Source organism: Paraburkholderia sp. 22098 (assembly GCF_052045935.1).
GTDB lineage: Bacteria > Pseudomonadota > Gammaproteobacteria > Burkholderiales > Burkholderiaceae > Paraburkholderia > Paraburkholderia caledonica.
The window spans coordinates 604,396-630,044 of sequence record NZ_JBQEPV010000002.1 but is presented as its reverse complement, the minus strand read 5'-3'; the positions used below and the strand labels follow the sequence as shown (position 1 = coordinate 630,044).

Annotated in this window: 19 protein-coding genes; 8 read left to right on the top strand and 11 right to left on the bottom strand. The window is 64.6% G+C overall.

The window, feature by feature from the left end:
- Positions 1-67: 67 nt before the first annotated feature.
- The 7 genes from ACTJLB_RS06140 to deoC form a co-directional block, all read right to left on the bottom strand.
- The gene (locus ACTJLB_RS06140; protein WP_088174397.1) at positions 68-1,162 is read right to left on the bottom strand and encodes an ABC transporter permease; all 1,095 of its coding nucleotides are present in this window, start codon (positions 1,160-1,162) and stop codon (positions 68-70) included.
- 15 nt (positions 1,163-1,177) lie between these two features.
- Positions 1,178-2,725 carry a sugar ABC transporter ATP-binding protein gene (locus tag ACTJLB_RS06135; protein WP_204520893.1) on the bottom strand — a complete coding sequence of 516 codons (1,548 nt, stop codon included), beginning with the start codon at positions 2,723-2,725 and terminating at the stop codon, positions 1,178-1,180.
- A gap of 60 nt (positions 2,726-2,785) precedes the next feature.
- Entirely contained in the window at positions 2,786-3,790 is a 1,005-nt protein-coding gene (locus ACTJLB_RS06130; RefSeq protein WP_020066133.1) for an autoinducer 2 ABC transporter substrate-binding protein, read from the bottom strand.
- A gap of 101 nt (positions 3,791-3,891) precedes the next feature.
- Complete coding sequence (locus ACTJLB_RS06125; protein WP_204520894.1) at positions 3,892-4,965, bottom strand: ABC transporter permease; 1,074 nt, start codon at positions 4,963-4,965, stop codon at positions 3,892-3,894.
- 34 nt (positions 4,966-4,999) lie between these two features.
- Positions 5,000-5,962 (bottom strand): ribokinase, encoded by a 963-nt coding sequence (rbsK, locus tag ACTJLB_RS06120; RefSeq protein WP_020066135.1) that lies wholly within the window; start codon positions 5,960-5,962, stop codon positions 5,000-5,002.
- Positions 5,963-6,100: 138 nt separating this feature from the next.
- Positions 6,101-8,488, bottom strand: a complete 2,388-nt coding sequence (locus ACTJLB_RS06115; protein ID WP_440782769.1) for an aldehyde dehydrogenase family protein — start codon at positions 8,486-8,488, stop codon at positions 6,101-6,103.
- A gap of 11 nt (positions 8,489-8,499) precedes the next feature.
- Entirely contained in the window at positions 8,500-9,513 is a 1,014-nt protein-coding gene (gene deoC / locus ACTJLB_RS06110) for a deoxyribose-phosphate aldolase (RefSeq protein ID WP_408128093.1), read from the bottom strand.
- Positions 9,514-9,762: 249 nt separating this feature from the next.
- Here deoC and ACTJLB_RS06105 point away from each other — a divergent pair, with 249 nt between their 5' ends.
- The 3 genes from ACTJLB_RS06105 to ACTJLB_RS06095 all read left to right on the top strand — a co-directional run bounded on the left by ACTJLB_RS06105 (position 9,763) and on the right by ACTJLB_RS06095 (position 13,687).
- The gene (locus tag ACTJLB_RS06105; RefSeq protein WP_440782768.1) at positions 9,763-11,394 is read left to right on the top strand and encodes a sugar ABC transporter ATP-binding protein; all 1,632 of its coding nucleotides are present in this window, start codon (positions 9,763-9,765) and stop codon (positions 11,392-11,394) included.
- Complete coding sequence (locus ACTJLB_RS06100) at positions 11,391-12,392, top strand: ABC transporter permease (protein WP_440782766.1); 1,002 nt, start codon at positions 11,391-11,393, stop codon at positions 12,390-12,392. Before ACTJLB_RS06105 ends, ACTJLB_RS06100 begins: the two co-directional genes overlap by 4 nt.
- A 119-nt stretch (positions 12,393-12,511) precedes the next feature.
- On the top strand, positions 12,512-13,687 hold the full coding sequence (locus tag ACTJLB_RS06095) for a substrate-binding domain-containing protein (RefSeq protein WP_020066141.1): 1,176 nt from the start codon (positions 12,512-12,514) through the stop codon (positions 13,685-13,687).
- A gap of 120 nt (positions 13,688-13,807) precedes the next feature.
- Here ACTJLB_RS06095 and ACTJLB_RS06090 read toward each other — a convergent pair whose 3' ends face one another.
- A complete protein-coding gene (locus ACTJLB_RS06090) occupies positions 13,808-14,485 on the bottom strand; it encodes an NADPH-dependent F420 reductase (RefSeq protein ID WP_440782765.1) in 678 nt (225 codons plus the stop codon).
- 118 nt (positions 14,486-14,603) lie between these two features.
- Here ACTJLB_RS06090 and ACTJLB_RS06085 point away from each other — a divergent pair, with 118 nt between their 5' ends.
- The 4 genes from ACTJLB_RS06085 to ACTJLB_RS06070 all read left to right on the top strand — a co-directional run bounded on the left by ACTJLB_RS06085 (position 14,604) and on the right by ACTJLB_RS06070 (position 21,289).
- Positions 14,604-15,503 carry a LysR family transcriptional regulator gene (locus ACTJLB_RS06085; protein ID WP_440782764.1) on the top strand — a complete coding sequence of 300 codons (900 nt, stop codon included), beginning with the start codon at positions 14,604-14,606 and terminating at the stop codon, positions 15,501-15,503.
- A 403-nt stretch (positions 15,504-15,906) separates the two neighbouring features.
- The gene (locus ACTJLB_RS06080) at positions 15,907-16,470 is read left to right on the top strand and encodes a DUF2760 domain-containing protein (protein WP_408171534.1); all 564 of its coding nucleotides are present in this window, start codon (positions 15,907-15,909) and stop codon (positions 16,468-16,470) included.
- Positions 16,467-18,326 carry an Hsp70 family protein gene (locus tag ACTJLB_RS06075; protein ID WP_440782763.1) on the top strand — a complete coding sequence of 620 codons (1,860 nt, stop codon included), beginning with the start codon at positions 16,467-16,469 and terminating at the stop codon, positions 18,324-18,326. The genes ACTJLB_RS06080 and ACTJLB_RS06075 overlap by 4 nt, the downstream gene beginning before the upstream one ends.
- On the top strand, positions 18,323-21,289 hold the full coding sequence (locus ACTJLB_RS06070; protein WP_440782762.1) for an Hsp70 family protein: 2,967 nt from the start codon (positions 18,323-18,325) through the stop codon (positions 21,287-21,289). The genes ACTJLB_RS06075 and ACTJLB_RS06070 overlap by 4 nt, the downstream gene beginning before the upstream one ends.
- A gap of 6 nt (positions 21,290-21,295) precedes the next feature.
- On the opposite strand, the gene phnX is transcribed toward ACTJLB_RS06070, so the two are convergent.
- Together phnX and ACTJLB_RS06060 are read right to left on the bottom strand one after the other, a co-directional pair.
- Complete coding sequence (phnX, locus tag ACTJLB_RS06065; protein ID WP_392393295.1) at positions 21,296-22,099, bottom strand: phosphonoacetaldehyde hydrolase; 804 nt, start codon at positions 22,097-22,099, stop codon at positions 21,296-21,298.
- A gap of 74 nt (positions 22,100-22,173) precedes the next feature.
- Positions 22,174-23,346, bottom strand: a complete 1,173-nt coding sequence (locus ACTJLB_RS06060; protein WP_440782761.1) for a 2-aminoethylphosphonate--pyruvate transaminase — start codon at positions 23,344-23,346, stop codon at positions 22,174-22,176.
- A gap of 211 nt (positions 23,347-23,557) precedes the next feature.
- On the opposite strand from ACTJLB_RS06060, the gene ACTJLB_RS06055 reads away from it, so the two are divergent.
- Positions 23,558-24,436, top strand: a complete 879-nt coding sequence (locus ACTJLB_RS06055) for a LysR substrate-binding domain-containing protein (RefSeq protein WP_440782760.1) — start codon at positions 23,558-23,560, stop codon at positions 24,434-24,436.
- A gap of 160 nt (positions 24,437-24,596) precedes the next feature.
- On the opposite strand, the gene ACTJLB_RS06050 is transcribed toward ACTJLB_RS06055, so the two are convergent.
- A complete protein-coding gene (locus ACTJLB_RS06050; protein ID WP_087754567.1) occupies positions 24,597-25,343 on the bottom strand; it encodes a glucose 1-dehydrogenase in 747 nt (248 codons plus the stop codon).
- Positions 25,344-25,649 lie beyond the last annotated feature (306 nt).

The window sequence follows — 25,649 nt, the reverse complement described above, 5'->3', positions numbered from 1 at the left end:
CGTTCTCACTTACTGCGCTGCGCTTCGATACATGAGAAGCGCAGCGCGTGCCCAGCCAAAAAGACGCTCAGCGCTTGCGTTGCAACGCGAAAAGCGTTCCGGCAAGCAGAATAAACGCGCCGATAATCACCTTTTGCCAGGTGCTCGGTACGCCGACGAGAATTAGCACGCTCTTGATGAGCGTGACCAGCACCACGCCTAGCAGCGTCCCCACCACCGTACCCGTGCCGCCCGTAATGCGGGCGCCGCCGAGAATGACTGCGGCGATCACGTCGAGTTCGGAGCCCACCAGATCGAACGGATTCGCGAGGCGGTTGTTCGACACGTGCAGAATGCCCGCGATGCCCGCGAGCATGCCTGTATAACCGAACACGAACAGATGGATCGCGCGCAGGTTGTAGCCGAGCCGCTCGGCGATCGCGAGCGAGCCGCCCATCGCATAGACGGCGCGGCCCATCATCGTGCGATTCAGCAGCCACCATGTGACGACCGCCGCCGCGACCAGCGCGAGAACCGACACGGGCAGCACCGCGCGCAAGCCGTCCGCGGTGTGATAGAAAAACAGCGGAATTCGTCCGAATCGATCCATGCTGTGCGGAATGTTCATGAAGAACGTCGTGCCGATGAACGTCAGCAAAAGCCCGCGATAGAGATATTGCGTGCCGATCGTGACGATCAGCGAAGGCGCTTTCAGCCGATGCACGAGCAGTCCGTTCACCATGCCGAGCACGACGCCGCCGAGCGCGCCGGTGACGAGGATCAGTGCGAACGGCGCGTCCGGCCACCAGGCGAACACGGCTTTCGTGATGCCGTACATGGTCAGTGCGGCGATCGCGGTGAACGACACGTCGATGCCGCCCGATGCGAGCACGACGAGCGTGCCGAGCGCGAACAGCGACATCGTGGTCGCCGAATGCAGCAGGTCGAACAGCGTTGCGAACTGGAAAAATCGTGGATTGATTGCGCCGACGATCAGGCACGTCACCACGATCAGCGCAACGGTAAACCACTCGGGGTTGCGCGCGAGCCGCGTGCGCAATCCTGGCGCTTCGACGCTCGGCGCGATTTCGACGACGGTGGGAGTGGTCATGGTCTGCTTCATTGGCGATGCGCTGGGCGGGTCGGTGCGCGGATCGATGCGCGACGGGATGCGCGAGTTCATGGCGGTTGACGTCCTCTATGCCGCTTCGGAAAGCAGCGCGTGATACAGATCGGCTTCGCTTAGTTCGTCGGCACGATATTCGGCGGACACGCGGCCCTTTTTCATCATCAGAATGCGGTCGCAGTTCTGAAGTAGTTCGGGCAAGTCGTCGCTGATCAGAATGATGCCTATACCGCGTTGCGACAGCCGCTGCATGATCCGGTAAATGATGTCCTTGGAGCCCACGTCCACGCCCACCGTCGGTCCATGCAGAATCAGCACGCGCGGATCGATGGCGAGCCAGCGGCCGATCAGCACGCGTTGCTGGTTGCCGCCCGACAGTGACTGCACCGGTTTGTCGACACCAGGCGTTGCGATCTGCAACTCCTTCACGGTCTGTTCGGCGAGTGCTTGAGCGCGCGTGCGGTCGATCTGCCCGAAGCGGTCGCGCAGGCTCGAAATCATCGCGGTGATCACGTTGTCGCGAATCGGCTTGTCGAGAAAAAGGCCCTCGTTCAAGCGGTCTTCGGGCACATAGCCGATGCGATGGCGCTTCGCGTCGGAAGGCGTGCGCAGCGCGATCTGCTGCCCGTCGAGCAGCACGTCGCCCGATTGCGCCGGTGCGACGCCCGCCAGCGCGCGCGCAAGCTCGTTGCGCCCGGAATCGAGCAGCCCGGTCACGCCGAGAATCTCGCCGCCGTGCAGCTTGAATGAGACGTCGCTGAACTGCCCTGCGCGCGTGAAGCCGCGCACGTCGAGCACGATGTCCTGCGCATGCGCGCTCTCGCGGTAACGTTCATTCGACAGATGGCGGCCCGTCATCAGTTCGCTGATTTGCGCCTTGGTGAACTCGGCAATGGGCCCTTGCGCCATTTTCTGCCCGTCGCGCAGCACGATCACTTCGCCGCCGATCGCGTAGCACTCGTCGAGCTTGTGACTCACGAACAGCACCGTCACGCCTTGCGCGCGGAGGTTCGCGAGCACTGCAATCAGATTGTCGACTTCTTTTTGCGTGAGCGACGTAGTGGGCTCGTCCATGATGACGAACTTCGCCTCGCTCGCAATCGCGCGGGCAATGGCGACGAGCTGGCGCGTCGCAAGCGGCAATTGCTCGATCAGCGTCGATTGAAACTCGCTGTTGCCGGGCAGGCCCACGGCTTCGAGCGCGCGCGCGGCGGTGGCGGCGAGCACGCGGCGATCGAAGGTACGCGCGAGCCGTCCTTCGTGTGTCGCAAGCTCCGACGTGAGCGCGACGTTTTCGGCGACGCTCATGTTGGGCAGCAGCGACAGATCCTGATATACGGTTTCGATGCCGGCGGCGAGCGCTTCGAGCGCGGACAGCCGCGCGTGCGGCACGCCTTCGATAACCAGTTGGCCCTCGTCCGGCGGTTGCGCGCCGGAAATGATCTTGATCAGCGTGCTCTTGCCGCAGCCGTTTTCACCGAGCAGGTGATAGATCTGCCCGCGCTGGAAAGAGAGACTCACGCCACGCAATGCATGTACGCCGGTAAAGCGCTTATGCACGCCGACCACTTCCAGGAAAGGTTGCGACAACGGCGCAGAAGATACGTCTTGTTGATTCATGATGATCGGTCGCGGTGCCGGGGCGCGCCCACCGGACGCGCCCCGAAGTGAACAACGGAATCAGAACGGATACTGCTTGTAGTTCGACTTGTCGACATTCACCCAGCCCTGGCCGCGCACGATGATGCCCTTGCCCGGACCCTTCGCGACCGTCACCTTCGTGTAGCCCGGAATGCCGAGATCCGCGCCGTTCTCCACGGTCTTGCCGTCCACCAGCATCTTCGCGACCTTGTTCATCGCAATGCCGGCGAGCTTGGGATCCCAGAACGCAATGCCGTTGATCGCGCCGCTTTCGAGGAACTTGCCGGCCTCGGTCGGCAGACCCGTACCGTACACGCAGATCTTGCCCTGCATGCCCGCTTCTTCGACCGCACGGCCAATGCCGATCACGTCCAGCGACGACGACCCCTGGAAGCCCTTCAGGTCCGGATGCTTGCGCAGTACTTCTTTTGCGACTTCATAGGCGCGCTCGCCGTCGTTGTTGGTTTCGAGTTTCGGCTCGACCAGATTCATCTTCGCGTATTTGGCCTTCGCGTTGCCGATGCCGCCGTCGGCCCATTGGACCTGCGAGCGGCTACCGAGCGAGCCGACCAGCACGGCCCACTTGCCCTCGTTGTGCATGCACGAAGCAAGGCGTTCGTTCAGACCGGCGCCATAAGCGGTGTTGTCGAAGGCTTCGATGTCGACCATCGTGTTCTTCGCGTTGTCCGCTTCATGCGTGACCACCTTGATGCCGCGATCCATCGCCTTCTTCAGCGCCGGTTCGAGCGTCGGCGGATCGTAGGGGACGACGGCGATCGCGTTCACTTTCTTCGCGATCAGGTCTTCGATGATCTTCAGTTGCTGTGCCGCGTCCGCCCGGCCGGGGCCCGTCTGGTACGCGGTCACGCCGGGGTTGTCCTTCGCGAACTCCTTGACGCCTTCGTCCATCCGGTTGAACCAGTTGATACCCGTTACCTTGACGACCGTGACAATCGTCTCGTTGGTCGCGGCCTGCGCCGCGGCGATCACGCCCACCGTAAGAGCGGCTGCTGCGAGCGCGGCGCCCAGTCGAGTCAATTTCATGCAAAGTCTCCTTTATCGTTCGATGTCGCCCGTGCTGGCCGTGTCAGCCGTCGCGAACAGGCAGGGCAACCTGTCCGCCTTTACCGAAAACCCGCTATGCGCTACCGCCTCTGCGTCGCGCCCGCACTGCCGGAAGCCGGGGTCTTCGCGGGCTGGGTGGAGCCTCCTCCACCGCCCAGACCGAAGATCGCCCGCACGCGTTCACCGCCGGCGAACGCCAGCGACAGCAGCAGCAAAAAGCCCCACGCGCAGTCGCCGAAAAACTGCGACACGCCCAGCAGATTAAAGAGGCTCGACAGAAACTGCAGCACCGTCGCCGCGAAGAACACGCAGATAATGCGGCCATGGCCGCCTGCCGGATTCACGCCGCCCATCACCGCAATCAGGATGGCGATCAGCAGATACGAGTTGCCGTAGTCCCACTTCGCGCTGGACGTATGCGTCGCGCTGATCAGGCCGGCGAGCGAAGCCAGCACGCCGCACATCGCGTAAGTGGTGATCAGCATGCGCGCGCGCGGAATGCCCGCGTAGAACGCGGCCTTCGGATTCGTGCCCATCAGATAGAGTCGCAGGCCGAATGGACTGCGCTTGAGCAGCCACCCGAGAACGATCACTGCGGCAAGAAAGATGCAGAACGCAATCGGCACCTGCAACACGGTGCCGTTGCCGATGTCCGACAAGGGCTCGACATAATCGACATGCACCGACGCGCCGTTGCTGATCACAACCGCAAAGCCGGTAAACAGCAACTGCGTGCCGAGCGTGCAAAGAATCGGAGTGAGTCTGAGGCGCGCGATCACCACGCCGTTGAGCAGGCCGCCGAGCAGCCCCATCATGAGCACGATCGCGCAGAAGAGCGACGTGTACAGCACCGGCGAATCGTCACCGTTGACGAGGCGCGGCACCAGCATGGCGGCGACCATGCCCGACAGGTTCGCGAGCCCGACACCGGACAGGTCGATGCCGCCGTTGCCCGACACCATCGAGAGCATGATGCCGAGCGCGAGCAAGCCGAGTTCCGGCAGTTGGCCGCCCATCGACTGAAGATTGTCGATGTCTACAAACTGGCCGCGCGAGAGCCACGTCGCGACCAGCACGACGAGCACGTTGACGATCAGCAGAAAATTCAGTTGCCGGTCGGCGAACAGTTTTCCCGCAGCAAACGAAGACTTCATGGCGCTGACGATCTCCCTGACACGGCACGAATGATTACGAAGCCTGCGCTGGTTGAGCCGACTCGCTCAGTACACGGTTCACTTCGGCGAGCGTCGGCATTGAAGGCGCCGTGCCCGCGCGCGTGACCGATATGCCTGCGAGCGCGCAGCCGAAACGCATGGCGGAAATCGCGTCCTCGCCGCGCGCGAGAGCAGCCGCAAAGCCGCCTGTGAAGCCGTCGCCCGCGCCGGCGGTTTCGACCACCGCACCGCACCGGAACGCAGGCAACCATATCGATTGGGTTGCATCATGCAGCAACGCGCCGCCCTCGCCGAGCGTCACGATCACGGTGCCGACGCCTTTCGCGAGCAACACGTCGGCTGCACGCCGCGCATCGTCGACGTTCGCGATCGGCACGCCCGTCAGCGCGGCGGCTTCGGTTTCGTTCGGCGTGATGTAGTCGCACAACGGGAAGATGTCGTCGTCGAGCGGCAATGCGGGCGCAGGGTTGAAGACGGTCGTGACGCCATGCTTGCGTGCCACTTCCAGGCCGCGCCGCGCGGCCGCCAGCGGCTGTTCGAGTTGCGTGACGAAGACGCGCGAGCCCGCTATATCGGCTTCGATGGCATCGACGTCGGCCGCGCTCAGCGTCCCCGCCGCGCCCGCAGCAACGATAATGGCGTTCATGCCGGTGGTGTCGTCGACGAAAATATGCGCGGCGCCCGTGGAGACGCCTTCGACCACCGAGGCGCGCGCCGTAATGCCTTCGCGCGCCCACGTTGCTTGTGCAATGGAGCCGAACGCGTCGTTGCCGATGCGCGTGCAGAACACAACCTCGGCGCCCGCGCGTGCCGCGGCGACTGCCTGGTTCGAGCCTTTGCCGCCTGGCCCCATCGCAAATGCGGAGCCGGCAATGGTCTCGCCGACGAGCGGCATGCGCGCCGCACGAAACGTCAGATCGGTCACGTAGATGCCGAGAATGACGACACGTCCGCTCTGTTGTGGCTGCGAGCTCATGAACGCAGCCCTCCTCGCGAGGTGTTCATCGCAGCGCGATGCGGCGCGTGCCGCACCATCTCGTTCTTCAACAGCAGGTAATGAGTGTTCAGCACGTTGTCTCCTCCATTTTCTGGTTGGCGTGCATTGGCTGCGCGGTCAGTCTCCGTACGGTATCCAGATGTTCTTCACCTGCACGGCCTGACGCAGAAACGGCAGGCCCTCGCTTGCACGGTCGAACCAGTCGAACTGGCGGCCGTAGTCGGTGAAGGTGCGCTTCAGGTTGCCGACCGACTCACGCTCGATCAGCGTCGCATCCGCCGCGCTGCCGAAGCACCATACCGCGTCCACGTCGTCGTGCCGGGCGAGCGCCGGCAGCAGCGCTTCCCGTTTGCCCGTGACGATGTTCACTACGCCGCCGGGCACGTCGGACGTCTCGACGACCTGATAAAAGTCCGTCACCGCGAGCGGACACGCCTCGCCCGGCAGCACCACCACGCGATTGCCCATTGCCAGCGCCGGCGCCGCGAGCGAAACGAAAGCAAGCAACGGCGCCTCGTCCGGACATGCGATGCCAATCACGCCGAGCGGCTCGTGCATGGCCAGCGCAACACCTCGCAGCGGCGGCGTATGCACTGCGCCATCGAACTTGTCGGCCCACGCCGCGTAGGTGAAGAGACGCGTGACCGAGGCTTCCACCTCCGCGTGCGCCGCGGCATCCGTTGCGCCGTTTCGCACCGTCAGTTGATGCGCGAATTCGTCTGCCCGCACCGCCAGATTCTCCGCAAGATAGAACAGCACCTGCGCACGGTTATGCGTGCTCGCCTGCGACCACTTTTGCGCCGCCCGCGCCGCTTGCACCGCGTTGCGAATGTCCTTGCGGTTGCCCTCGCCCACTTCGCCGACCCGCGTTCCATCGGGCGCATGAACCGGCAACGAATAGCCGCTGTCCGGACGCGCCTGCTTGCCGCCAATAAAGAGCTTGGCCGTGCGGTCGATAAACGCAAGGTTCGAAACCTGACGATCGTCGCTCGCATTCGTCGCCGCGCTAACCGGCTGGCGCTTCGGAAGATTGAGCCACGCACGCGGTTTCAGATATTCGTGAATGCCCTCACGTCCGCCCTCGCGGCCATAGCCCGATTCGCGATACCCGCCAAAACCGACGGCCGCGTCGAACAGGTTCGTCGCGTTGACCCAGACGACGCCCGCCGCGAGCCGAGGCGCGACGTCGAGCGCGCGGCCGATCGTTTCGCTCCAAACGCTGGCGGCGAGTCCATAGCGTGAATTGTTCGCGAGCGCGATGGCTTCATCGGGCGTGCGAAAGCTCATCGTGACGAGCACGGGACCGAAGATCTCTTCCTGTGCAAGAGTGGATGCGGGCGCAACGTTAGTGACGAGCGTTGGCGGATAAAAGCAGCCGTTGGCGGGCAACGCGGTATCCGCTGCCTGCCAGATCGCGCAACCTTCGCGCCGCCCGGTTTCGACGAGCGAGTGAATCCGCTCCAGTTGCACCGGATCGACGATCGCGCCCATGTCGATGCTCTTGTCGAGCGACGGACCCACACGCAGTGTCTCCATGCGGCGCTTGAGCTTTGCGATGAAGCGTGCCTCGATGCCTTCCTGCACCAGCAATCGCGAGCCTGCGCAGCAGACTTGCCCCTGGTTGAACCAGATGGCGTCGACCACGCCTTCGACCGCACCGTCGAGGTCGGCGTCGTCGAATACGATGAATGGCGATTTGCCGCCGAGTTCGAGCGTCAGCGATTTGCCCGAGCCCGCCGTGACCGAGCGGATCAGCTTGCCAACCTCGGTCGAACCGGTGAACGCAATCTTGTCGACTTGCGGATGCTCGACCAACGCTGCGCCCGTCGAGCCGTCGCCAGTGACGACGTTCAGCACGCCTGCCGGCAGGCCGGCCTGATGCGCGAGTTCGGCGAACAGGAGCGCGGTCAGCGGCGTGTATTCGGCCGGCTTCAACACGACGCAATTGCCCGTTGCGATAGCGGGTGCGATCTTCCATGCGAGCATCAGCAGCGGAAAATTCCACGGCACGATCTGGCCGATCACGCCAAGCGGCGCATGATCCGCGAACTCGCTGTCCTGCAACTGCGCCCAACCCGCGTGATGCAGGAAGTGACGCGCGACGAGCGGCACGTCGAGGTCGCGCGTCTCGCGTATCGGCTTGCCGTTATCGAGCGCTTCGAGCACCGCAAAGAGCCGGCTATGCCGCTGCACCATGCGAGCGAGCGCATACAGATGCCGCGCGCGCCCCTTGCCGCCGAGCGCTAGCCAGCCCGGCTGCGCCGCGCGCGCGGCGGCTACCGCGGCGTCGATATCGGCCGCGTCGCCTTGCGCAATATCGGCGAGTCGCTCGCCGCTTGCGGGCGCATGAGAGACGAACTGCGCGCCGCTCGCCGGCGCATGCCACGCGCCGCCGATGAAATGCCCGAAACGCGCTTCATGTTGCGCGAGCCATTGGCGCGCGGGCTGATCGTCCTCGGGTGCGGGACCGTAATCCATCGAAGAAAAATACTCCGCTACGCTCATGGTGGTCTGCTTCAGGCTACGGGGTGACGGTTGAAAGCGGAATAACGGCCGCTCACGTGATGTTCGAGCTGCCGCTCGATGTCGGCAAGCAGGCTCGATGCGCCGATGCGAAAGAGCTCCGGTTCGAGCCAGGCGCGGCCGAGTTCTTCCTTCATCAGAATCTGATAGGACAGCACCGACTTCGCGCTCGACACGCCGCCTGCCGGCTTGAAGCCGATCGGCACGCCGGTGCGCTCGTGATATTCGCGGATCATGCGCACCATGACGAGCGACACGTCGAGCGTCGCATTCACGCCTTCCTTGCCAGTGGATGTCTTGATGAAGTCGGCGCCGGCCATCATGCAGACCATCGACGCGCGCGCGATGTTCGACAGCGTGCGAATGTCGCCGGTCGCGAGAATGGCTTTCAGATGCGCGGGACCGCAGGCCGCGCGGAATTCGCGAACTTCGTCGTAAAGCGCCTGCCAGTTGCCGGTGAGAACATATTCACGCGTGACGACGATGTCGATCTCCGCCGCGCCGTCCGCAACCGAGGCCTCGATCTCCTTCAGCTTCAGCGGATGCGGAATCAGTCCGGCCGGAAAGCCGGTCGACACCGCCGCGACCGGAATGCCGCTGCCCTTGAGCGCATCCACGGCCGCGCCGACGAAGCGGTGATAGACGCACACAGCGCCCGTCGTGATGCGCTGCGGCGTCATGCCGAGCGCTTCGAGAAGGTCGGCACGAACGGGCTGGCGTGCTTTCGCACATAGGCGCCGCACGCGGCCTTCGGTGTCGTCGCCGCTGAGTGTCGTGAGATCGATGCAGGTGACGGCTTTGAGCAGCCAGGCGGCCTGCGCGTCTTTCTTGACGGTGCGGCGCGTGGCGAGCGTCGCCGTGCGGCGCTCGACCGCCGACTGGTTGACGCGCAGACCGTCGAGCCATGACGCGTCGAACGGCATGCCCGGGTTGCGTACCGGATGAACGAGCGGCCCGCCGCGCAATGCGACGACCGAAGACGACGGCGAGAAAGAAGGATCAGGCATGAGGCGTCCGGAATTTTGGTGCACGGCACAACGAGGCGCCGGCGAATGACTCGTGTCTATGCTACCTCGCATGACAGGATTATCACAAGCGTTACGCGTCGATCATCACATTTTAACGATCTGACGGGGTGTGACGCCGTAAATGTTATTGACGCACCAAATCCATGATGCGAAGATCACAACACACCTAGGGCGCATCGCGGCAGCCACAAATAGAATTTCGTTGCGCCGACGAAGGAGACAAGCCAGATGAGTGAACCGGTCGCGCTCGCTTCATCGCCCCGCACGCCATTGATCCGCGTGGCCGGCGTCACCAAGCGGTTTGCCGGCGTACAGGCACTGCGCCGCGTCGATCTCGAAGTCCTGCCCGGAGAAGTCCACGCGCTGCTGGGCGAAAACGGAGCGGGCAAATCCACGCTGATCAAGATACTCAGCGGCGTCCATGCGTACGACGAAGGCGTCATTGAAATTGCCGGCGAGCAGGTCGTGTTCGACTCGCCCGCGCAGTCGCGTGAGGCTGGAGTGGCAGTCGTCTATCAGGACCTGAGCCTCGTCGAATCGCTGTCGGTCGGCGCAAATCTCATGCTCGGGCGCGAACCTCGCACCCGCCTCGGCTTCGTCAAAAATCGCCAGTTGATGGCGACGGTCAGCGCGTTTCTCACGTCACACGGCATTCCGCTCGATCCGCGCACACCCGTCGGCGCCCTGCCCTTTGCGTACCGGCAGATGACCGAAATCTGCAAAGCCCTGATGGGCGACGTGCGCGTGCTGATTCTTGATGAACCCACTTCGGCGCTAAGCGGCGGTGAGGAACAGATTCTCTTCGACGCGATTCGCACGGTCACGGCGCGCGGTGTGGGCGTGATCTATGTCACACATCGGCTGAATGAAGTGTTCCGTATCGCGCAGCGTGTCACGGTGTTTCGCGACGGCGCCAATGCCGGCATGTTCCCGGTCGCGGAAACCGACATGAAACGACTCGTCGCGGCAATCGTCGGGCCGAAGCATGCCGCCTTGCAGGCAAAGGCAAACGCCGTTGAAGGCACCGCTGCGCCGGCCGGCACGGCAACGTCTCTACCAGCTTCAGCGGCGGCCAGTGCTTCGACTACACCGGCGCTGAACATGTCCTGCGTCTGTAACGACCGTCTGCAAGACGTCGATCTGAACGTCGAACAAGGCGAGATACACGGCCTCGCGGGGCTGATCGGCAGCGGACGCACCGAGATCCTGGAAACGATCTTCGGACTTCGCGCGATCGGGAGCGGCACCATCGCGATCGACGGTAAAGCGTGTTCCCAACTGAAGCCCGCCGAGGCGATCAGGCTCGGCGTTGCCCTCGTGCCCGAGGACCGTCATCTTGAAGGGCTGGTTCTCGATCATTCGATCGAACGCAATCTCACCTTGCCGCGCCTGCCGCAGTTTTCGCGCTGGGGTTGGTTGCGCAGCCAGGCCGCGGTATCGCAGGCAAAGACCGCGATGCAGGCGTTCTCCGTCAAGGCGCCAGGCGCTTCGACGCCCGTCAGACTCCTGTCGGGCGGCAATCAGCAGAAAGTGGTCTTCGCCAAATGGAACCATCCGCGGCCGAGGCTCCTTCTGCTGGACGAACCGACGGTCGGTGTCGACGTCGGCGCGAGAGAGGAAATCTACGACGTGATTCATCAGGCGGCGCGCGACGGCACCGGCGTGCTCGTCGTGTCCTCGGATCTGGATGAACTACTGCGCTTGTGCGACCGCATTTCGATCGTCGCAGACGGCCGCATCGTCAAGACCGTCGCGCGCGCGTCGCTCGCGAACGCCGAGGCGCTGCATCACCTGCTGCAACTTTCCCGCTCATCCACCGAGTCTCGCGAAGGGACTCCCCACGGGGCTCACGCAACATGAACGACTCCGCTTCGCCGCTGACGGCTGAACGGCAGGCCGCTTCGGCGCCGCGCAGCCGCGCGCGACGCATCGCGCAACTGCTGCTGCAAGGCGACCGGCCGTATGCGCTCTATATCGCATTCGCCGTGCTGCTGGTGGTGTTCAGTTTCGCGTCGCCGTGGTTTCTCTCGATCGACAACTTCCTGAACATCGGCCGGCAGACCGCGCTGGTGTCGATCATCGCCATCGGCATGACGTTCGTGATCATCGCGCGGCAGATCGACCTGTCGGTCGGCTCGTCGCTCGCGTTGTCCGGCATGTCCGCCGCGCTCGCGATGGCGTACATCGGCGATCACTGGTTGATCGGTGCAGTAGCCGGCATCGGCACGGGCGCGCTCGTCGGCGCGATCAACGGACTCGTGACCACGCGCCTGAACATTCCGTCCTTTCTCGTGACGCTGGGTTCGTTGAGCGCCGCACGCGGACTTGCACTGCTCGTCACGACCACGAAGCCGGTCATCATCACCAACGACTCGTTCATCGCGATCTTCGGCGAAGGCGATATTGCGGGCGTGCCGGTGCCCATCATCTGGACGGTACTCGCGGTCATCGCAGGCATTCTGCTGCTGCATTACAGCGTGTTCGGCCGCCAAGTTTATGCGGCAGGCGGCAATCCGACGGCCGCGCGCTACTCGGGCATCGACATCCGTCGCGTGACCACCATCGCGTTCATTCTCACCGGGGTGCTGGCCGGACTTGCGGCGCTGGTATTGTCTGCGCGCTCGCATGCAGCGCGGCCCGACGTGGTGCAAGGACTCGAGCTCGACGTGATCGCCTCCGTCACGCTCGGCGGATGCAGCCTGTTCGGCGGACGCGGTTTCGTGCTCGGCACGCTGCTCGGCAGTCTCATCATCGGCACGCTGAACAACGGACTCGTGCTGCTGGGCGTGAGTTCGTCGCTACAGCTTGTCATCAAGGGAATCATCATCGTTGCAGCAGTCGCATTTACGAAGAAGTGACGAGGCACGCCGATCACTCGTGAAACGCGGACCCCGGCGCGAACCGCGCGTGAGGTTGCCCGACCGGCAGGAGACTTAACCCCGACTCAATACAGACGTAAAGACCAACGGAGGAGAACATGAAACATTGTCATGGCTCGACAAGCCGGGCGGCACGTGGCGTGAGTTCGTCAGTGGCGGCCGTCGTGACTGTGAGCGCCGCATTGGCCGCCGCACTGGCTTGCGCCAGCGCCGGCGCGCAATGCGTGAGCAGTCTTCAAGCGGGATCGATCGGACCGAAGTCGATTGTCGGCCAGGGACCGAACGGCGAGAAAGCCGCTTCGGTCGACGCCGTCCAGCTCACCGCCGCCGAGGCGGCCAAAGTGAAAGCGGGCAAATTCAAGGTCGGCATTTCGATGCAGACGATGAACCTCGACTGGTCGCAACTGCAGGTGCAAGGCATTACCGACACGCTGAAAAAGTACGACGTCGACGTGATCGGCACTGCGTCGGCCGAGTATCAGGTCGACAAGCAGATTGCGGATATCGAGAACACGATCCAGCGTCATCCCGACGGCATCATCTCGATTCCGGTCGACGGCACCGCGACCGCTGCGACCTACAAGAAGGTCTCCGCCGCCGGCATCAAGCTCGTGTTCATGGACAACGTGCCGACCGGGCTCAAGCATCCTGAGCAATACGCGTCGATGATTTCCGCCGACAGCGAAGGCAACGGCCAGATCGCGGCCAAAGTGCTCGCGTCGTGCGTGCCGCAGGGCGCGACGATCGGGCTCGTCAATTTCGGCGTCGACTACTTCAGCACGAAGGAGCGCACGAAGGCAGTCAACGAGTGGATGAAGAAGAACCGCCCGGACATCAAGATCAAGCAGGTCGACTTCACGGACCCGTCGAAGGTCGGCCAGATTGCGGGCGACTTTTTGACGGGAAATCCGGACGTCAAGGGGCTCTTCGCCGTGTGGGATCAACCGGCGCTCGACACACTGACTTCGATGCGCGCGCAAGGCGTGAACATTCCCGTTACCACCGTCGATCTGGGTCTTCAGTCGGCGATCGAGATCGCCAAGGGCGGACCGCTGAAGGCGACCGGCTCGCAGCGTCCGTACGATCAGGGCGTGGCCGAAGCCATGGCGATGATGAAAGCGCTGATCGGACAGACGCCGCCCGCATGGATCGGCGTGCAGTCTTTGCCGGTGGTTCAATCGACGGTGCTCGAAGCCTACAAGACGGTGTTCAAGAAAGACCCGCCGCCGCAACTCGCGGACGCGTGCAAGAAGGCCAAGCCGGCTTGCGGATGAACTGCGGTCAGCGCGTCACGTGATCGCCCGCAAGGTTGGGCGATCAGGTGACGCAGCATGCGGATCGGGTCGTGCCTGCACCGCTGCAGGCGTAGCCTGGCTGATCCATTCCACGGAACATCAATGCCGCCACGACCCATGCGGCAACTCCACATCTCGCCGGGCGGCCGCGAGGCCTGCGACCATGCCCGCCCGGTCGTGCGCGATGCAGTACACCGGTTTGGCGCGCTCGAAGCGCCAGCTGTCCGCGAGCGGGCCTGCATCGACGGGATCGAAGCCGAACTGATCGACCAGTTCGCTCACCACGTGCCGCGCTTGCTGATCGTCGGCGGCTAGCGGCAACGCGCGGCGGTTCGGCGTGCCGGGCGCCGTGCCGGCCGTTTCGAGATCTTTCGCGAGAATCGCATTGAACGCCTTCACGACTCTCGCGCCGGGCAGCGCGGCGGCGAGCATCTGGCTCGTCGTCGTCACACCGTTTTGCAGTGCTTCGATCGGACCGTCGCGGTCCGGATAGTGATTGCAGGTGTCGATGACGATCTTGCCGTCGAGTGCCGCAACCGGCAGATGACCGATCTGGCCGAACGGCACGGACACCACGACGACGTCGCCGAACTTCGCCGCCTCCTGTGCGGTGCCCGTCGCGCAGCCGAGCGCCGCCGCCGTGCTGATCAGGGTGTTCGGATCGCGCGAGTTGGCGATCATCACTTCGTGGCCGTGACGCTGTGCGACGGTCGCCAGCGCGCGGCCGAGAAAGCCCGCGCCGAGAATACCTATCTTCATGTTCCACACTCCATGCATGTCTGAGAATGGCTCCGGTGAACACCCGCTCATCGGTGACAGGCACTATGATTCAAAACTCAAGCGTGATAAATGCGCAAATAATGACGAGTGTCGAAAGCAACAGTGGGGAATGTGCATGGATCGGCTCACCAGCATGGCTGTGTTCGTCAAAACCGCCGAGAGCGGCTCGTTCGCGGCAGCCGCGCTCGCGTTCGGCATCTCGTCGCAGATGGCCGGCAAGCATGTCGGCATGCTCGAAGAGCGCGTCGGCGCGCGACTGCTGAATCGCACGACGCGCCGTCAGAGTCTCACCGAGATTGGCCAGATTTTTTACGAACGCTGTAAGGCGCTGCTCGCGGATGCGCAAGCGGCGGAGTCGGTCGCGCAGGAATTGTCGGCCTCGCCGCGCGGGCGTCTGCGGATCACCGCGCCTGTCACGTTCGGCGCCTGCTGCCTCGCCCCGATGATCACCCGTTACCTGGAAGCGCATCCCGACGTGCGGGTCGAGTTGACGCTGACCGACCGCTTCGTCGATCTGATCGACGAGGCGTATGAGGCCGCGATCCGGCTCGGCACGCTGTCCGATTCGACGCTGATCGCGCGGCCGTTGATGCCGTACCGGCTGGTCGCGTGCGCATCGCCGGCTTATCTCGCGAAGCGTGGTGAGCCCGCGACGCCCGAGGCGCTCGCCGCGCACGAGTGCCTCGCGTTCGCCTTCACGAGCATGCCGGCCGCCACCGAATGGCGTTTTATCGACGATGCCGGGCGTGAGCACGTCGTGCCGGTTGCAGGCCGCTTCGAGGCCAACGACGTGAAAGCGCTGGTCGCGGCCGCGCTCAACGGCGCGGGGATCATGCTCGCGCCCGAAGTTGCCGTGCGGGACGACCTTGCGGCGGGCCGTCTGGTACGCCTTCTGAACGGCTATGAAGCGCACCCGCGGCCCATGCACGTGGTGTTTCCGGCGAGCCGCGTGACGCCGAAGCTGCGCACGTTCATCGACCAGGTGGTTGCGGAGTTTGGGCCTTCTACCGCTTGAGAACCCGAAGCGTGCGAAGAACCCACCGGGGCGCAATGGGCTCTAACGGTGGCTTCTCACCGGCCTCATATCGAATCCCGGGAACTCAAGTCTGCACGTAGCCTTGCAAATACCCGCTAAACGGGCCTTCAGTGCAGGCGCCATGCGGCACCCCAACGCGCCCCGGAAAGCCGCCAATCTCGCTGCATTGCCCGCGAGAATCCCCGGCTTTGCCCGCGTTGGGCGCCGCACAAGGCAAAATACGGGTTTTGCGCGCGCAAAGCGCGGCGACACGGGAAGCCATTGCGCACCGGCCGCCGCCACGCGGCGCGCCCAGACATCGCGCGACGCTGGCCATGCCGGCGCGTCGCGTGTGGCGCACTCGGGACAGCTCGTCCTTTAACAGAGCATCTCAGGAGCATTTATGACCGATTCGAACCCGTCCTTCCTCGGCAGGATTTCACTGGCCGTCAGCGCGTTTTTCCGCATTCTCGGCGACGGCGAATTCGCCGCCGGGGTGCTGCGCGTGCGTGACGGCGACACGGCTGCCCAGACACGGCCGCAGGCGAGCGCGCCCGCTGCGCAGCCGGCGCCGTCGCTGAAGGAAGCCAACCCCGACGCTGCGCTGCAACTGCTCGGCCTGCTGCAACGCGACGCCCGTTTCATCGACTTCGTCGAGGAAGACATCAAGCGTTTCAGCGACGCCGATATCGGCGCCGCCGCACGCCTCGTCCATGAAGGTTGCCGCGCGACGCTGCGCGAGCACTTTACGATCCGCCCGGTGCGCGACGAAGCCGAAGGCAGCCGCGTCACGCTTCAGGAAGGTTTCGACGCAAGCGCGATTCGCCTGACCGGCAACGTCGTCGGCAAGGCGCCGTTTAGCGGCAACATCAGCCATCGCGGCTGGCGCGTCGAAGAAGTGCGTCTGCCGAAGCTCGCGGAAAGCCACAACGCGAAGGTGATCGCGCCGGCCGAGGTGGAGCTATGAGCGGCGCGCGCTACTCCATCGGCATCGACCTCGGCACGACGCACTGCGCACTCTCGTATGTGGACACGAGCGCAAGCGACGGCGAGAAGACCGCGCTGACGGTGCTGCCCATTGCCCAGCTGACCGGGCCCGGCGCGATTGCCGACCTCGATCTGTTGCCCTCGTTCCTGTATCTGCCGCACCCGGATGAGCTGGCTCCCGGCGACCTGCACCTGCCGTGGACCGGCGAGCGCGAGTTCGCCGTCGGCGAATTCGCGCGCAGCCGCGGCGCGGCCACGCCGATCCGGCTCGTGTCGAGCGCGAAAAGCTGGCTGTGCCACCCAGGCGTCGATCGCCGCGCGGCGATTCTGCCCAACGATGCGCCGCCCGAAGTCGCACGCGTGTCGCCGCTCGAGAGCTCGGTGCGGTATCTGACGCATTTGCGCGAAGCCTGGGACCATCTGCACCCCGACGCGCCGTTTCGCGAGCAGGACATCACGGTCACGATTCCCGCATCGTTCGACCCGGCCGCGCGCGAATTGACCGCCGAAGCCGCCGAGGCCGCCGGCTACGGCCGCATGACGCTGCTGGAGGAACCGCAGGCCGCGCTGTATAGCTGGATTCAGAAAAGCGGCGGCCAGTGGCGCAAGCAGGTCAAGGTCGGCGACATCATTCTGGTGGTCGATGTGGGCGGCGGCACCACCGACCTGTCGCTGATCGCCGTCATCGAGCGCGACGGCAATCTGGAACTGCATCGCGTGGCGGTCGGCGAACACATTCTGCTGGGCGGCGACAACATGGACCTCGCGCTTGCGCACGTGGTCGCCCGCAAACTCGCAACTCAGGGCACTCAGGCCGACGCGTGGCAGTTGCGCGCCCTCACCTATGCATGCCGCTCGGCCAAGGAAACGCTGCTGAGCGACCCGGCCACGGACACCGTGCCGCTCGTCGTGCCGAGCCGCGGCTCGAAGCTGATCGGCGGATCGATCCGCACCGAGCTCACGCGCGCGGAGTTGACGCAGACCATTCTCGACGGCTTTTTCCCGCAGGTGGACAGCGGCGCACGGCCGGTGAGCCGCGCCCGTGCCGGTCTCACGCAACTCGGTTTGCCGTATGCGCAGGACGCGGGCATCACGCGGCACCTGGCCGCGTTCCTCGCCCGTCAGGTCGGCGCGCTCGCGGAACTCCAGGGTCTGGGCGAGACGGCATCGCACGACGCCGCGCAAAGCGCGAGCTTCCTGCATCCCACGGCGGTGCTGTTCAACGGCGGCGTGTTCAAGTCGGCGCTGCTCGTCGAACGCATCATGGGCACGCTCAACGGCTGGCTCGCGGCTGAGGGCGCAGCGCCTGCGCGGCTGCTCGAAGGCGCCGATCTCGATCTGGCCGTTGCGCGGGGCGCGGCCTACTACGGCTACGTGCGACGCGGTCAGGGCGTGCGGATTCGCGGCGGCACGGCGCGGGCTTACTACATTGCAATCGAGTCGGCGATGCCAGCCGTGCCAGGACTGGAGCCGCCGATCCAGGCGCTGTGCGTCGCCCCCTTCGGCATGGAGGAAGGGACCGACGCCGAACTGCCCGCGCAGGAGTTCGGGCTCGTCGTCGGCGAGCCGGTGCACTTCCGGTTCTTCGGGTCGTCGGTGCGTCGTCAGGATCAGGTTGGAACGCTGCTCGACTTCTGGGGTCCCGACGAGTTGCAGGAACTCGAGGAGATCCAGGCCACGCTGCCCGCCGCGGGCCGCACAGCCGGTGAAGTGGTGCCGGTCAAGCTGCACGCGCGCGTGACGGAAGCTGGCACGCTCGAACTCGAAGCCGTGCCGCGCGGCAGCGACGAGCGCTGGAAAGTCGAGTTCGACGTGCGCGGCAACGCGAATGCATGAGTGAGATGAAGCGGTACAGCGTCGGCATCGATCTCGGCACGAGCAACACGGTGCTGGCTTATGCAGAAGCCGGATCCGACGAGATTCGCGTGTTCGAGATCGAACAGCTTGTGAGTCCCGGCGAAGTCGCCGCGCGTCCGCTGCTGCCGTCGGTCCGGTATCACCCCGCGCAAGGCGAGTTGAGCGCGGGCGATCTGCAATTGCCGTGGAGCGACGGCGAATCGGCTTCGTCGCGAGATGCGGGTCGGCGCGCGGGTCGAAGCGCAAGTCAACACGCGAACAACACCGGCAAGCTGTCGAGCGATGGCGCCGACGCGCAGCCCGTTGTAATCGGCCGGCTCGCGCGGCTGCTGGGCGCTCAGGTTCCGGGGCGGCTCGTCACGAGCGCGAAAAGCTGGCTGTCGCATGCATCGGTCGACCGCGTTGCGCCAATCCTGCCTTGGGGCGCCGCCGACGACGTTCACAAGGTCTCGCCGGTCGAAGCCAGCGCGAGCTATCTGGCGCACGTGCGCGCGGCGTGGAATCAACGCTTTCCCGACGCGCCGCTCGAACGCCAGGACGTGGTGCTCACGGTTCCGGCCTCGTTCGACGAAGGCGCCCGCGCGCTGACCGTAGAGGCGGCGCGCATGGCCGGCCTGCCCTCGCTGCGGCTGCTCGAAGAACCGCAAGCGGCGTTTTACGACTGGCTGTTCCATCATCGTGAACGGCTCGGGGCGGAACTCGCGCATACGCGGCTCGTGTTGATCTGCGACGTGGGCGGCGGCACCACCGATCTCACGCTGATCGAAGTCGGCATGGCGGACGGCGAACCGCAACTCGCGCGGATTGGCGTGGGCAACCATCTGATGCTCGGCGGCGACAACATGGACCTCGCGCTCGCGCATCTGGTCGAAGCGCGCCTCGCGGGCGGCGGCGAGCGCACACGTTTGTCGGCGGCGAATCTTTCGCAACTCGTCGAGCGTTGCCGCGGTGCTAAAGAGCTACTACTGGGACCGCAAGCGCCCGACACGGCGTCGATCACGCTGCTCGGCGCGGGCTCGAAGCTTGTCGGCGGCGCGCGCACGGCTCAGATCACGCGCGATGAAGTGGAGCGCGTGATCGTCGACGGATTCTTTCCGGTGGTTGGGTCGCACGAGCGGCCGGGTCGGCCACGCGGCGCGATAGTTGAATTCGGTTTGCCCTATGCGACCGATGCCGCCGTCACGCGCCATATCGCCGCTTTTCTGAGCCGCTTCAAGGCTCAGTCGCGCAAGGCTTTGGGGTGGGTTCAGAACGATGCAGGCGCCGGCCCCGCTGCCGCCTCACAGGGTGTCTCGGACGTCGAACCCGCATCCATTGCTGGCGGGCCGCCGCCACTCCCAGTGCCCGACACCCTGCTGCTGAACGGCGGCGTCTTTCGTGCGCACGCATTGACGCAGCGCCTCGCGACCACGCTGGGCACGTGGCGCGGCGAGCCGGTTAACGTGCTGCATAACGACAATCCCGATGTCGCCGTCGCGCGCGGCGCGGTCGCCTATAGCCTTGCGCGGGCGGGCGGCGCGCCGAAAATCGGCGGCGGCTCGCCGCGCAGCTACTTCCTCGTACTCGACGAACCCGCCGGCGACAAGCCGGATTCGCAGCCCGCGCAACGCGGTATCTGTCTGCTGCCGCGCGGCACCGAAGAAGGCCACGAAATCCTGATCGCCGAGCGAACGTTCGCGCTGCGCCTCGGGCATCCGGTGCGCTTTCACCTCGTGTCGTCGAGTGCGGACACTGTCTATGCGCCCGGCGAGTTGGCCGATCTCTCAGGCGCCGACTTCGTCCGCTTGCCGCCCATCGCGACCATCGTGCCGCCGCGCGGCGCCGGCAGCGCGCGCGAGACCGCCGTGCGGATCGCCACGTCGCTCACCGAGGTCGGCACGCTCGAAGTTCACTGCATCGACCGCGACAATCCCGCCGAGCGCTGGCTGCTCGAATTCCAGCTGCGCCGCGAAGACGCGCAGGTGAACCTTTCCGACGATCCTACGCAGGCACGGCATCCACGGCTTGACGAAGCCATCGAGCAGATCGACCGCTGCTTCGGCTCGCGCTCGCAAAACGTCGACAAGAAGGAAGTGAAGCGCTTGCGCTCGCAACTCGAACAGTTGCTGGGCCCGCGGGAAAGCTGGAACAGCGCGCTGCTGCGTGAACTGTTCGGCGCCCTTTGGGAACGCGCGCGCAGGCGCCGCCGCTCGGCGGATCACGAGCGGCTGTGGCTCAATCTGGCGGGCTACTGCGTACGCCCGGGCTTTGGCTATCCACTCGACGAATGGCGCGTCGAGCAACTGTGGTCGTTATTCGACGACGGTATTCAGTACGTCCAGGAAAGCCAGGTGTGGTCCGAATGGTGGACGCTCTGGCGCCGCGCCGCGGGCGGCCTCGACGAAGGCGCGCAATTGCGCGTGCTCGATGCAATGCACTATCTGCAGACGGCCGCGCAATCGCGTCACAAGCTGCCGTTCGACGTGTCGAAAACAGGCACCGCCGATATGCTTCGCCTGAGCGCGTCGCTCGAACGCATTCCCGTCGCGCGCAAGATCGAGCTCGGCGAATCGGTGCTCGCGCGTTTGCAGAAGCCTTCGGAGAATCATCAAGGCTGGTGGGCGGTCGGGCGCATCGGCGCGCGCCGGCCGTTCTATGGCAGCGCGCACAGCGTCGTGCCGGCTGACGTCGCGAGTCAGTGGCTCGATGCGATTCTCGCGCTCGACTGGAAGAAGGTGGACCCGGCCGCCTTCGCCGCGGTCCAGATCGCGCGCATGACGGGCGACCGTTCGCGCGATCTGCCCGATGAGATGCGCCACGCCGTGCTGCGCAGACTCGAAGCGGCGAGCGCGCCGCGAGCGTGGATCACGATGGTCAGTGAAAACGTCGAACTGGATAACGCCGACGAAGGCCGCGTGTTCGGCGAGTCGTTGCCGGCGGGACTGAAACTGATCTCGAACTAACGGCGCTCAGGGCCGCTCGCCTCGCGCGAGCCGCGCGTCGATGTCGTGAACGACCGGCATCAGATCCGCGACGCTGTCGATCACGTAATGCGCGCCCGCAGCCCGCAATTTTTCGACCGCCGCGTCCCGGCGCCGCGCAAAGTCAGCGGGCGCGAGCGCCTTCACATCGTCTTCTGCCATCCCGAACGCGTTGCCGCTCACGGCCACGCCAACGGCCCACGTGCCGCCGTTGATTCCTTCCTCGATACCGACCTCGGTATCGTCGACCTTGATCGCCTCTTTCGCGCGCCACACGCCGAGTTCCGGCAGCGTCTTGTAGATCATGTAGGGTGACGGCCGCCCTTCCGGCGTATCGCCCGTGCAGACGATGCTGTCCGGCGAAAAGCCCTGCGCCGCCGCGCCCGGCACGATCTCCGCCATGATCTCGCGCGTGTAGCCGGTCGTCGTGCCGATGCGGATGTCGTCGCGGCGCAGTGCGCTCGCCACTTCGGCGACGCCCGGAATCACCGAGCTATAGCTCGCGGCCACCGCAATGTTTTTCGGCACGAAGACGTTGTAGACCGCGTCGATGTCCTCTTCGCGAGGCGCATGCCCATACTTGTCCGCCCATGCCCGCGAGACGCGTGGCAGCGCCATCAGCGCCGCGATGTGCGGCCGCTTGGCCATGCCCATCGGTCCGCGCGCTTCGTCGATCGTGATCGATACGCCGAACTGCTCGAACGTTTCGACGAACGCGCCCATCGGCGCAAGCGAACCATAGTCGACCACCGTGCCGGCCCAGTCGAAGATCACTGCTTTAACGTGTTTCATTGACTTCCGTTTCGTATTGCCGCGTTGGTGGGACTACGTTGCGGCCAGGTTGTTGTCAGGTCGCTGCAGGTAATTCAAGCGGCCTCGGCGAGCACCTTGCGCTCTTCGAGCGCAGCCGTGGGCGGCGCGGCGTGATTGACGCCCATCGTTCGCAGAGAACTTGCGCACGCTTTTACGACGCGGCGCATCACATGCTCGTCGACCTGCCCGATACAGCCGATGCGAAAGCTCTCCACCACCGTCAGCTTGCCCGGATAGATGATGAAACCCTGCTGCTTCATCAATTCATAAAACCGCTCGAAACTGAACGAAGGATGCGCCGGCGAGAAAAACGTCACGATGATCGGCGAGCGCCAGCGCGCGTTTAGAAGCGGCTCGAAGCCGAGTTCGTGCATGCCCGCGACCAGCACGTCGCGATTGTTCGCATAGCGCGCGAGACGCGCCGGCTGTCCGCCTTCGAGTTCGTGTAGACGCAGCGCCTCGATAAACGCGGCCACCGTATGAGTCGGCGGTGTGAAGCGCCACTGGCCGGTGCGGTTCATCACGTCCCACTGATCGTGCACGTCGAGCGCGAGCGAATGACTGCGTCCGCGCGCATCCTCTAGCGCGCTCTTGCGCGCGATCACGAAACCGAAGCCCGGCACGCCCTCGATACACTTGTTCGCCGACGACACAAACGCCTCGCAGGCAATATTGCGCACGTCGAGCGGCACGGCGCCGAATGCGCTCATCGAGTCGATCAGCAGCTTGCGCCCTTTGGCCGCCGTGACCGCGGCGATTTCCTCGATTGGATTGAGAATGCCCGAGCTCGTTTCGCAGTGCACAGCGACGACATGCGTAATGCTCGCGTCCGCGTCGAGCATGCGTTCGACTTCCGCGGCGCGCGGCGGCAAATAATCGCCCTTGTCGAGCACCGTGTGCGCGCGGCCGAGGTAGCGCAGCGTGGTCGCAATGCGCTTGCCGTACGCGCCGTTGGCCAGCACGAGCGCGTGGCCGTCGCGCGGAACCAGGCTGCCCAGCATGGCTTCGACGCAATAACTGCCGCTGCCTTGCAACGGTACGCAATCGTATTCGCCGGCTTCGTCGCCGGCGATGTCGAGCAGCCGGCCGCGCAGGTGAGCGGTCATCGCGCGGAAATCGCCGTCCCACGAGCCCCAGTCGCGCAGCATTGCCTGCTTCGTCGACAAAGCGGTGGTCAACGGGCCTGGCGTCAGCAGATACGGTTCGCCTTGGGACGGTTGGTCCATCGCGGGGTTGCCCCGTGACGGCGCGCCTGTGGCGCCTGTTTGCGCTTTCGTCGGGGAACTGCCAGTCGCGCTTTCCATGCCGGAACTCCAGTCTTGCTGGTTTGGATAGCGCCTACAGTACCGAAACGCCATGCATCGGTAAAATCGATATAATCGATGCCCATATCGTAAATACTTATACCTAGCCCATTCCAATGCCACGGAGGCTTACGTGCAATACGCGCAATTGCGGGCGTTTCATGCGGTGGCCGAACACGGCGGATTCTCACGGGCGGCACAGGCGCTGTCGCTTTCGCAACCGGCGGTGTCGGATCACGTGCGCAGACTGGAGCAGGATTACGGCGTGAAGCTGTTCGAGCGCGGACCGCGCGGTGTCGAAACCACCGAACTCGGGCTGCGCCTCTTCAGCGTGACGCGGCATATGCTCAGCTGCGAGCGCGACGCGCGGCAATTGCTCGAATCGGCCGGCGGGCTGGAGTCAGGTTCGCTGTCGCTTGCGGCAGACGCACCGGATCTCGCGGTCGCGCTAATCAGCGCGTTTCGCACGCTGCATCCGGGCATTGTGGTGACGCTGTCCATCGCCAACGCGGCGGACTGCATGCAGCGGGTGCTGTCGAGCGCGGTGGACGCGGCCATTACCGCCGCGCCGCAGGTGCACAGCCGGCTCGAATCGCGCGTGTTGCGGCGCGATCCGCTGGTAGCCATGGTGCCGGTGCGCTATCCGGTCGCGAAAAAGCGCAAGCTGAGCTATCGCGAACTCGTGCAGCAGCCGATGATCTTTCGCGAGCCGCAATCGGTCACGCAGCAACTGCTGGAGATCGAACTGGTGCGCGAGTCGCTGCAAGTGGAGCCGGTCATGTACGTGGACGGCCGCGAGGCGCTCGAAGAAGCGGTGGCTCAGGGCATGGGCGTCGGTGTGATTGCCCGGGCGGAATTCAACCAGTCGCGGCGTATCCGGATGATCCCGCTCGACGATTGCCAGGTGCGGATGATCGAATCGCTCACGCGGCTCGCGGAGCGGCCGGGGTCGAATCTGCTCGATGCGTTGTTTGCTGTGCAGTTGCCGGGCATCGAAGCAATGACTGTGTGACAGCGGCAAGCGGCGTTTGTTAGCGGCGCTTTGTTAGCGGCGTTTTCAGCGACCTTCTGCGCCGCTTTCCTTCGTGCTGCTTCTATTCAATCTATACGACGCATTCGAATCGGTGTCCGAATCAACGGCGCGCGCCACGTTAAAGCGCGCGCTGTTTTTCTTAACGTGATCCGCCGCTTGCGATCAGGCTTTCGCCGGTGAGCCAGCGTGCTTCGTCGGAGGCGAGGAACGCAACGACCTCGGCGATGTCGTCCGGCTGGCCGATGCGGCCGAGCGGCGTCGTGCTCACCGCCCACGTTTCCAGGTCAGAACCAATAAAGCCCGCGCTATGCGTGCCTTCGGTTGCAACCATGCCCGGATTCACCGAGTTCACGCGAATCTTGCGCGGCCCGAGTTCTTTCGCAAGCACGCCCGTGATGCCGTCCACCGCGCCCTTCGTCGCCGTATAAACAGCGCTTCCCGGCGGCGTGATGCGGCTCACAACCGAACTCACGTTGACGATGCTGCCGCCTTCGCCCAGATGCTTGACCGCTGCCTGCGTGACCAGCAGCAGACCCAGAACGTTCACATTGAAGTGCTTATGGAAATGCTCTTCGGTGATCTCTTCGATCGTCGAAAACCCGTACACGCCGGAATTGTTGACGAGAATATCGAGACGGCCATACGTCTCCACCGCTGCGTCGACAATGCCTTTCGCATCCGCGGCTTTCGACACGTCGCCTGCCACCGCTACCGCTTTGCCGCCGGCGGCGGTGATGGCGGCGACCACGTCGTCGGCGCCGGCCTTGCTCGACGCGTAGTTCACCACCACCGACGCGCCGTGCGCGGCCAGACTCTTTGCGATCGCCGCGCCAATACCTTTCGATGCACCCGTTACAACTGCAACCTTGCCTGCGAGCTTGCTCATGATCGTATGTCCTTGAGTTGGAGTAGCGCCTGAGTGCTGCCGCGACGATTCGCGGCATTCACGCTGTTTCAGCAGAACTGCTGCGGCGCTGGCACTGGTCACAATGTAAGCAAGGCGACCATGCGGATAAAGCGGCTCGCGGCGAAAAGATACGTCGGGACAGCCGAACAATCGCCGAACAATCGCCGAACGAACGGCAAGCGGACTGTAAGGGGATGGTTTGCCGGCCTGACGGCGCGACTTCAGCGTTTGCGCCCGAGCACGATATGCATGGCGATGCTCAACAGCACCGCTAAAGCACCCAGA

Excerpts from the sequence above, each read along its gene's own strand:
- ACTJLB_RS06140 (WP_088174397.1), bottom strand. The coding sequence starts at position 1,162 with ATGAACTCGCGCATCCCGTCGCGCATCGATCCGCGCACCGACCCGCCC.
- ACTJLB_RS06135 (WP_204520893.1), bottom strand. The coding sequence starts at position 2,725 with ATGAATCAACAAGACGTATCTTCTGCGCCGTTGTCGCAACCTTTCCTG.
- ACTJLB_RS06130 (WP_020066133.1), bottom strand. The coding sequence starts at position 3,790 with ATGAAATTGACTCGACTGGGCGCCGCGCTCGCAGCAGCCGCTCTTACG.
- ACTJLB_RS06125 (WP_204520894.1), bottom strand. The coding sequence starts at position 4,965 with ATGAAGTCTTCGTTTGCTGCGGGAAAACTGTTCGCCGACCGGCAACTG.
- rbsK (WP_020066135.1), bottom strand. The coding sequence starts at position 5,962 with ATGAGCTCGCAGCCACAACAGAGCGGACGTGTCGTCATTCTCGGCATC.
- ACTJLB_RS06115 (WP_440782769.1), bottom strand. The coding sequence starts at position 8,488 with ATGAGCGTAGCGGAGTATTTTTCTTCGATGGATTACGGTCCCGCACCC.
- deoC (WP_408128093.1), bottom strand. The coding sequence starts at position 9,513 with ATGCCTGATCCTTCTTTCTCGCCGTCGTCTTCGGTCGTCGCATTGCGC.
- ACTJLB_RS06105 (WP_440782768.1), top strand. The coding sequence starts at position 9,763 with ATGAGTGAACCGGTCGCGCTCGCTTCATCGCCCCGCACGCCATTGATC.
- ACTJLB_RS06100 (WP_440782766.1), top strand. The coding sequence starts at position 11,391 with ATGAACGACTCCGCTTCGCCGCTGACGGCTGAACGGCAGGCCGCTTCG.
- ACTJLB_RS06095 (WP_020066141.1), top strand. The coding sequence starts at position 12,512 with ATGAAACATTGTCATGGCTCGACAAGCCGGGCGGCACGTGGCGTGAGT.
- ACTJLB_RS06090 (WP_440782765.1), bottom strand. The coding sequence starts at position 14,485 with ATGCATGGAGTGTGGAACATGAAGATAGGTATTCTCGGCGCGGGCTTT.
- ACTJLB_RS06085 (WP_440782764.1), top strand. The coding sequence starts at position 14,604 with ATGGATCGGCTCACCAGCATGGCTGTGTTCGTCAAAACCGCCGAGAGC.
- ACTJLB_RS06080 (WP_408171534.1), top strand. The coding sequence starts at position 15,907 with ATGACCGATTCGAACCCGTCCTTCCTCGGCAGGATTTCACTGGCCGTC.
- ACTJLB_RS06075 (WP_440782763.1), top strand. The coding sequence starts at position 16,467 with ATGAGCGGCGCGCGCTACTCCATCGGCATCGACCTCGGCACGACGCAC.
- ACTJLB_RS06070 (WP_440782762.1), top strand. The coding sequence starts at position 18,323 with ATGAGTGAGATGAAGCGGTACAGCGTCGGCATCGATCTCGGCACGAGC.
- phnX (WP_392393295.1), bottom strand. The coding sequence starts at position 22,099 with ATGAAACACGTTAAAGCAGTGATCTTCGACTGGGCCGGCACGGTGGTC.
- ACTJLB_RS06060 (WP_440782761.1), bottom strand. The coding sequence starts at position 23,346 with ATGGACCAACCGTCCCAAGGCGAACCGTATCTGCTGACGCCAGGCCCG.
- ACTJLB_RS06050 (WP_087754567.1), bottom strand. The coding sequence starts at position 25,343 with ATGAGCAAGCTCGCAGGCAAGGTTGCAGTTGTAACGGGTGCATCGAAA.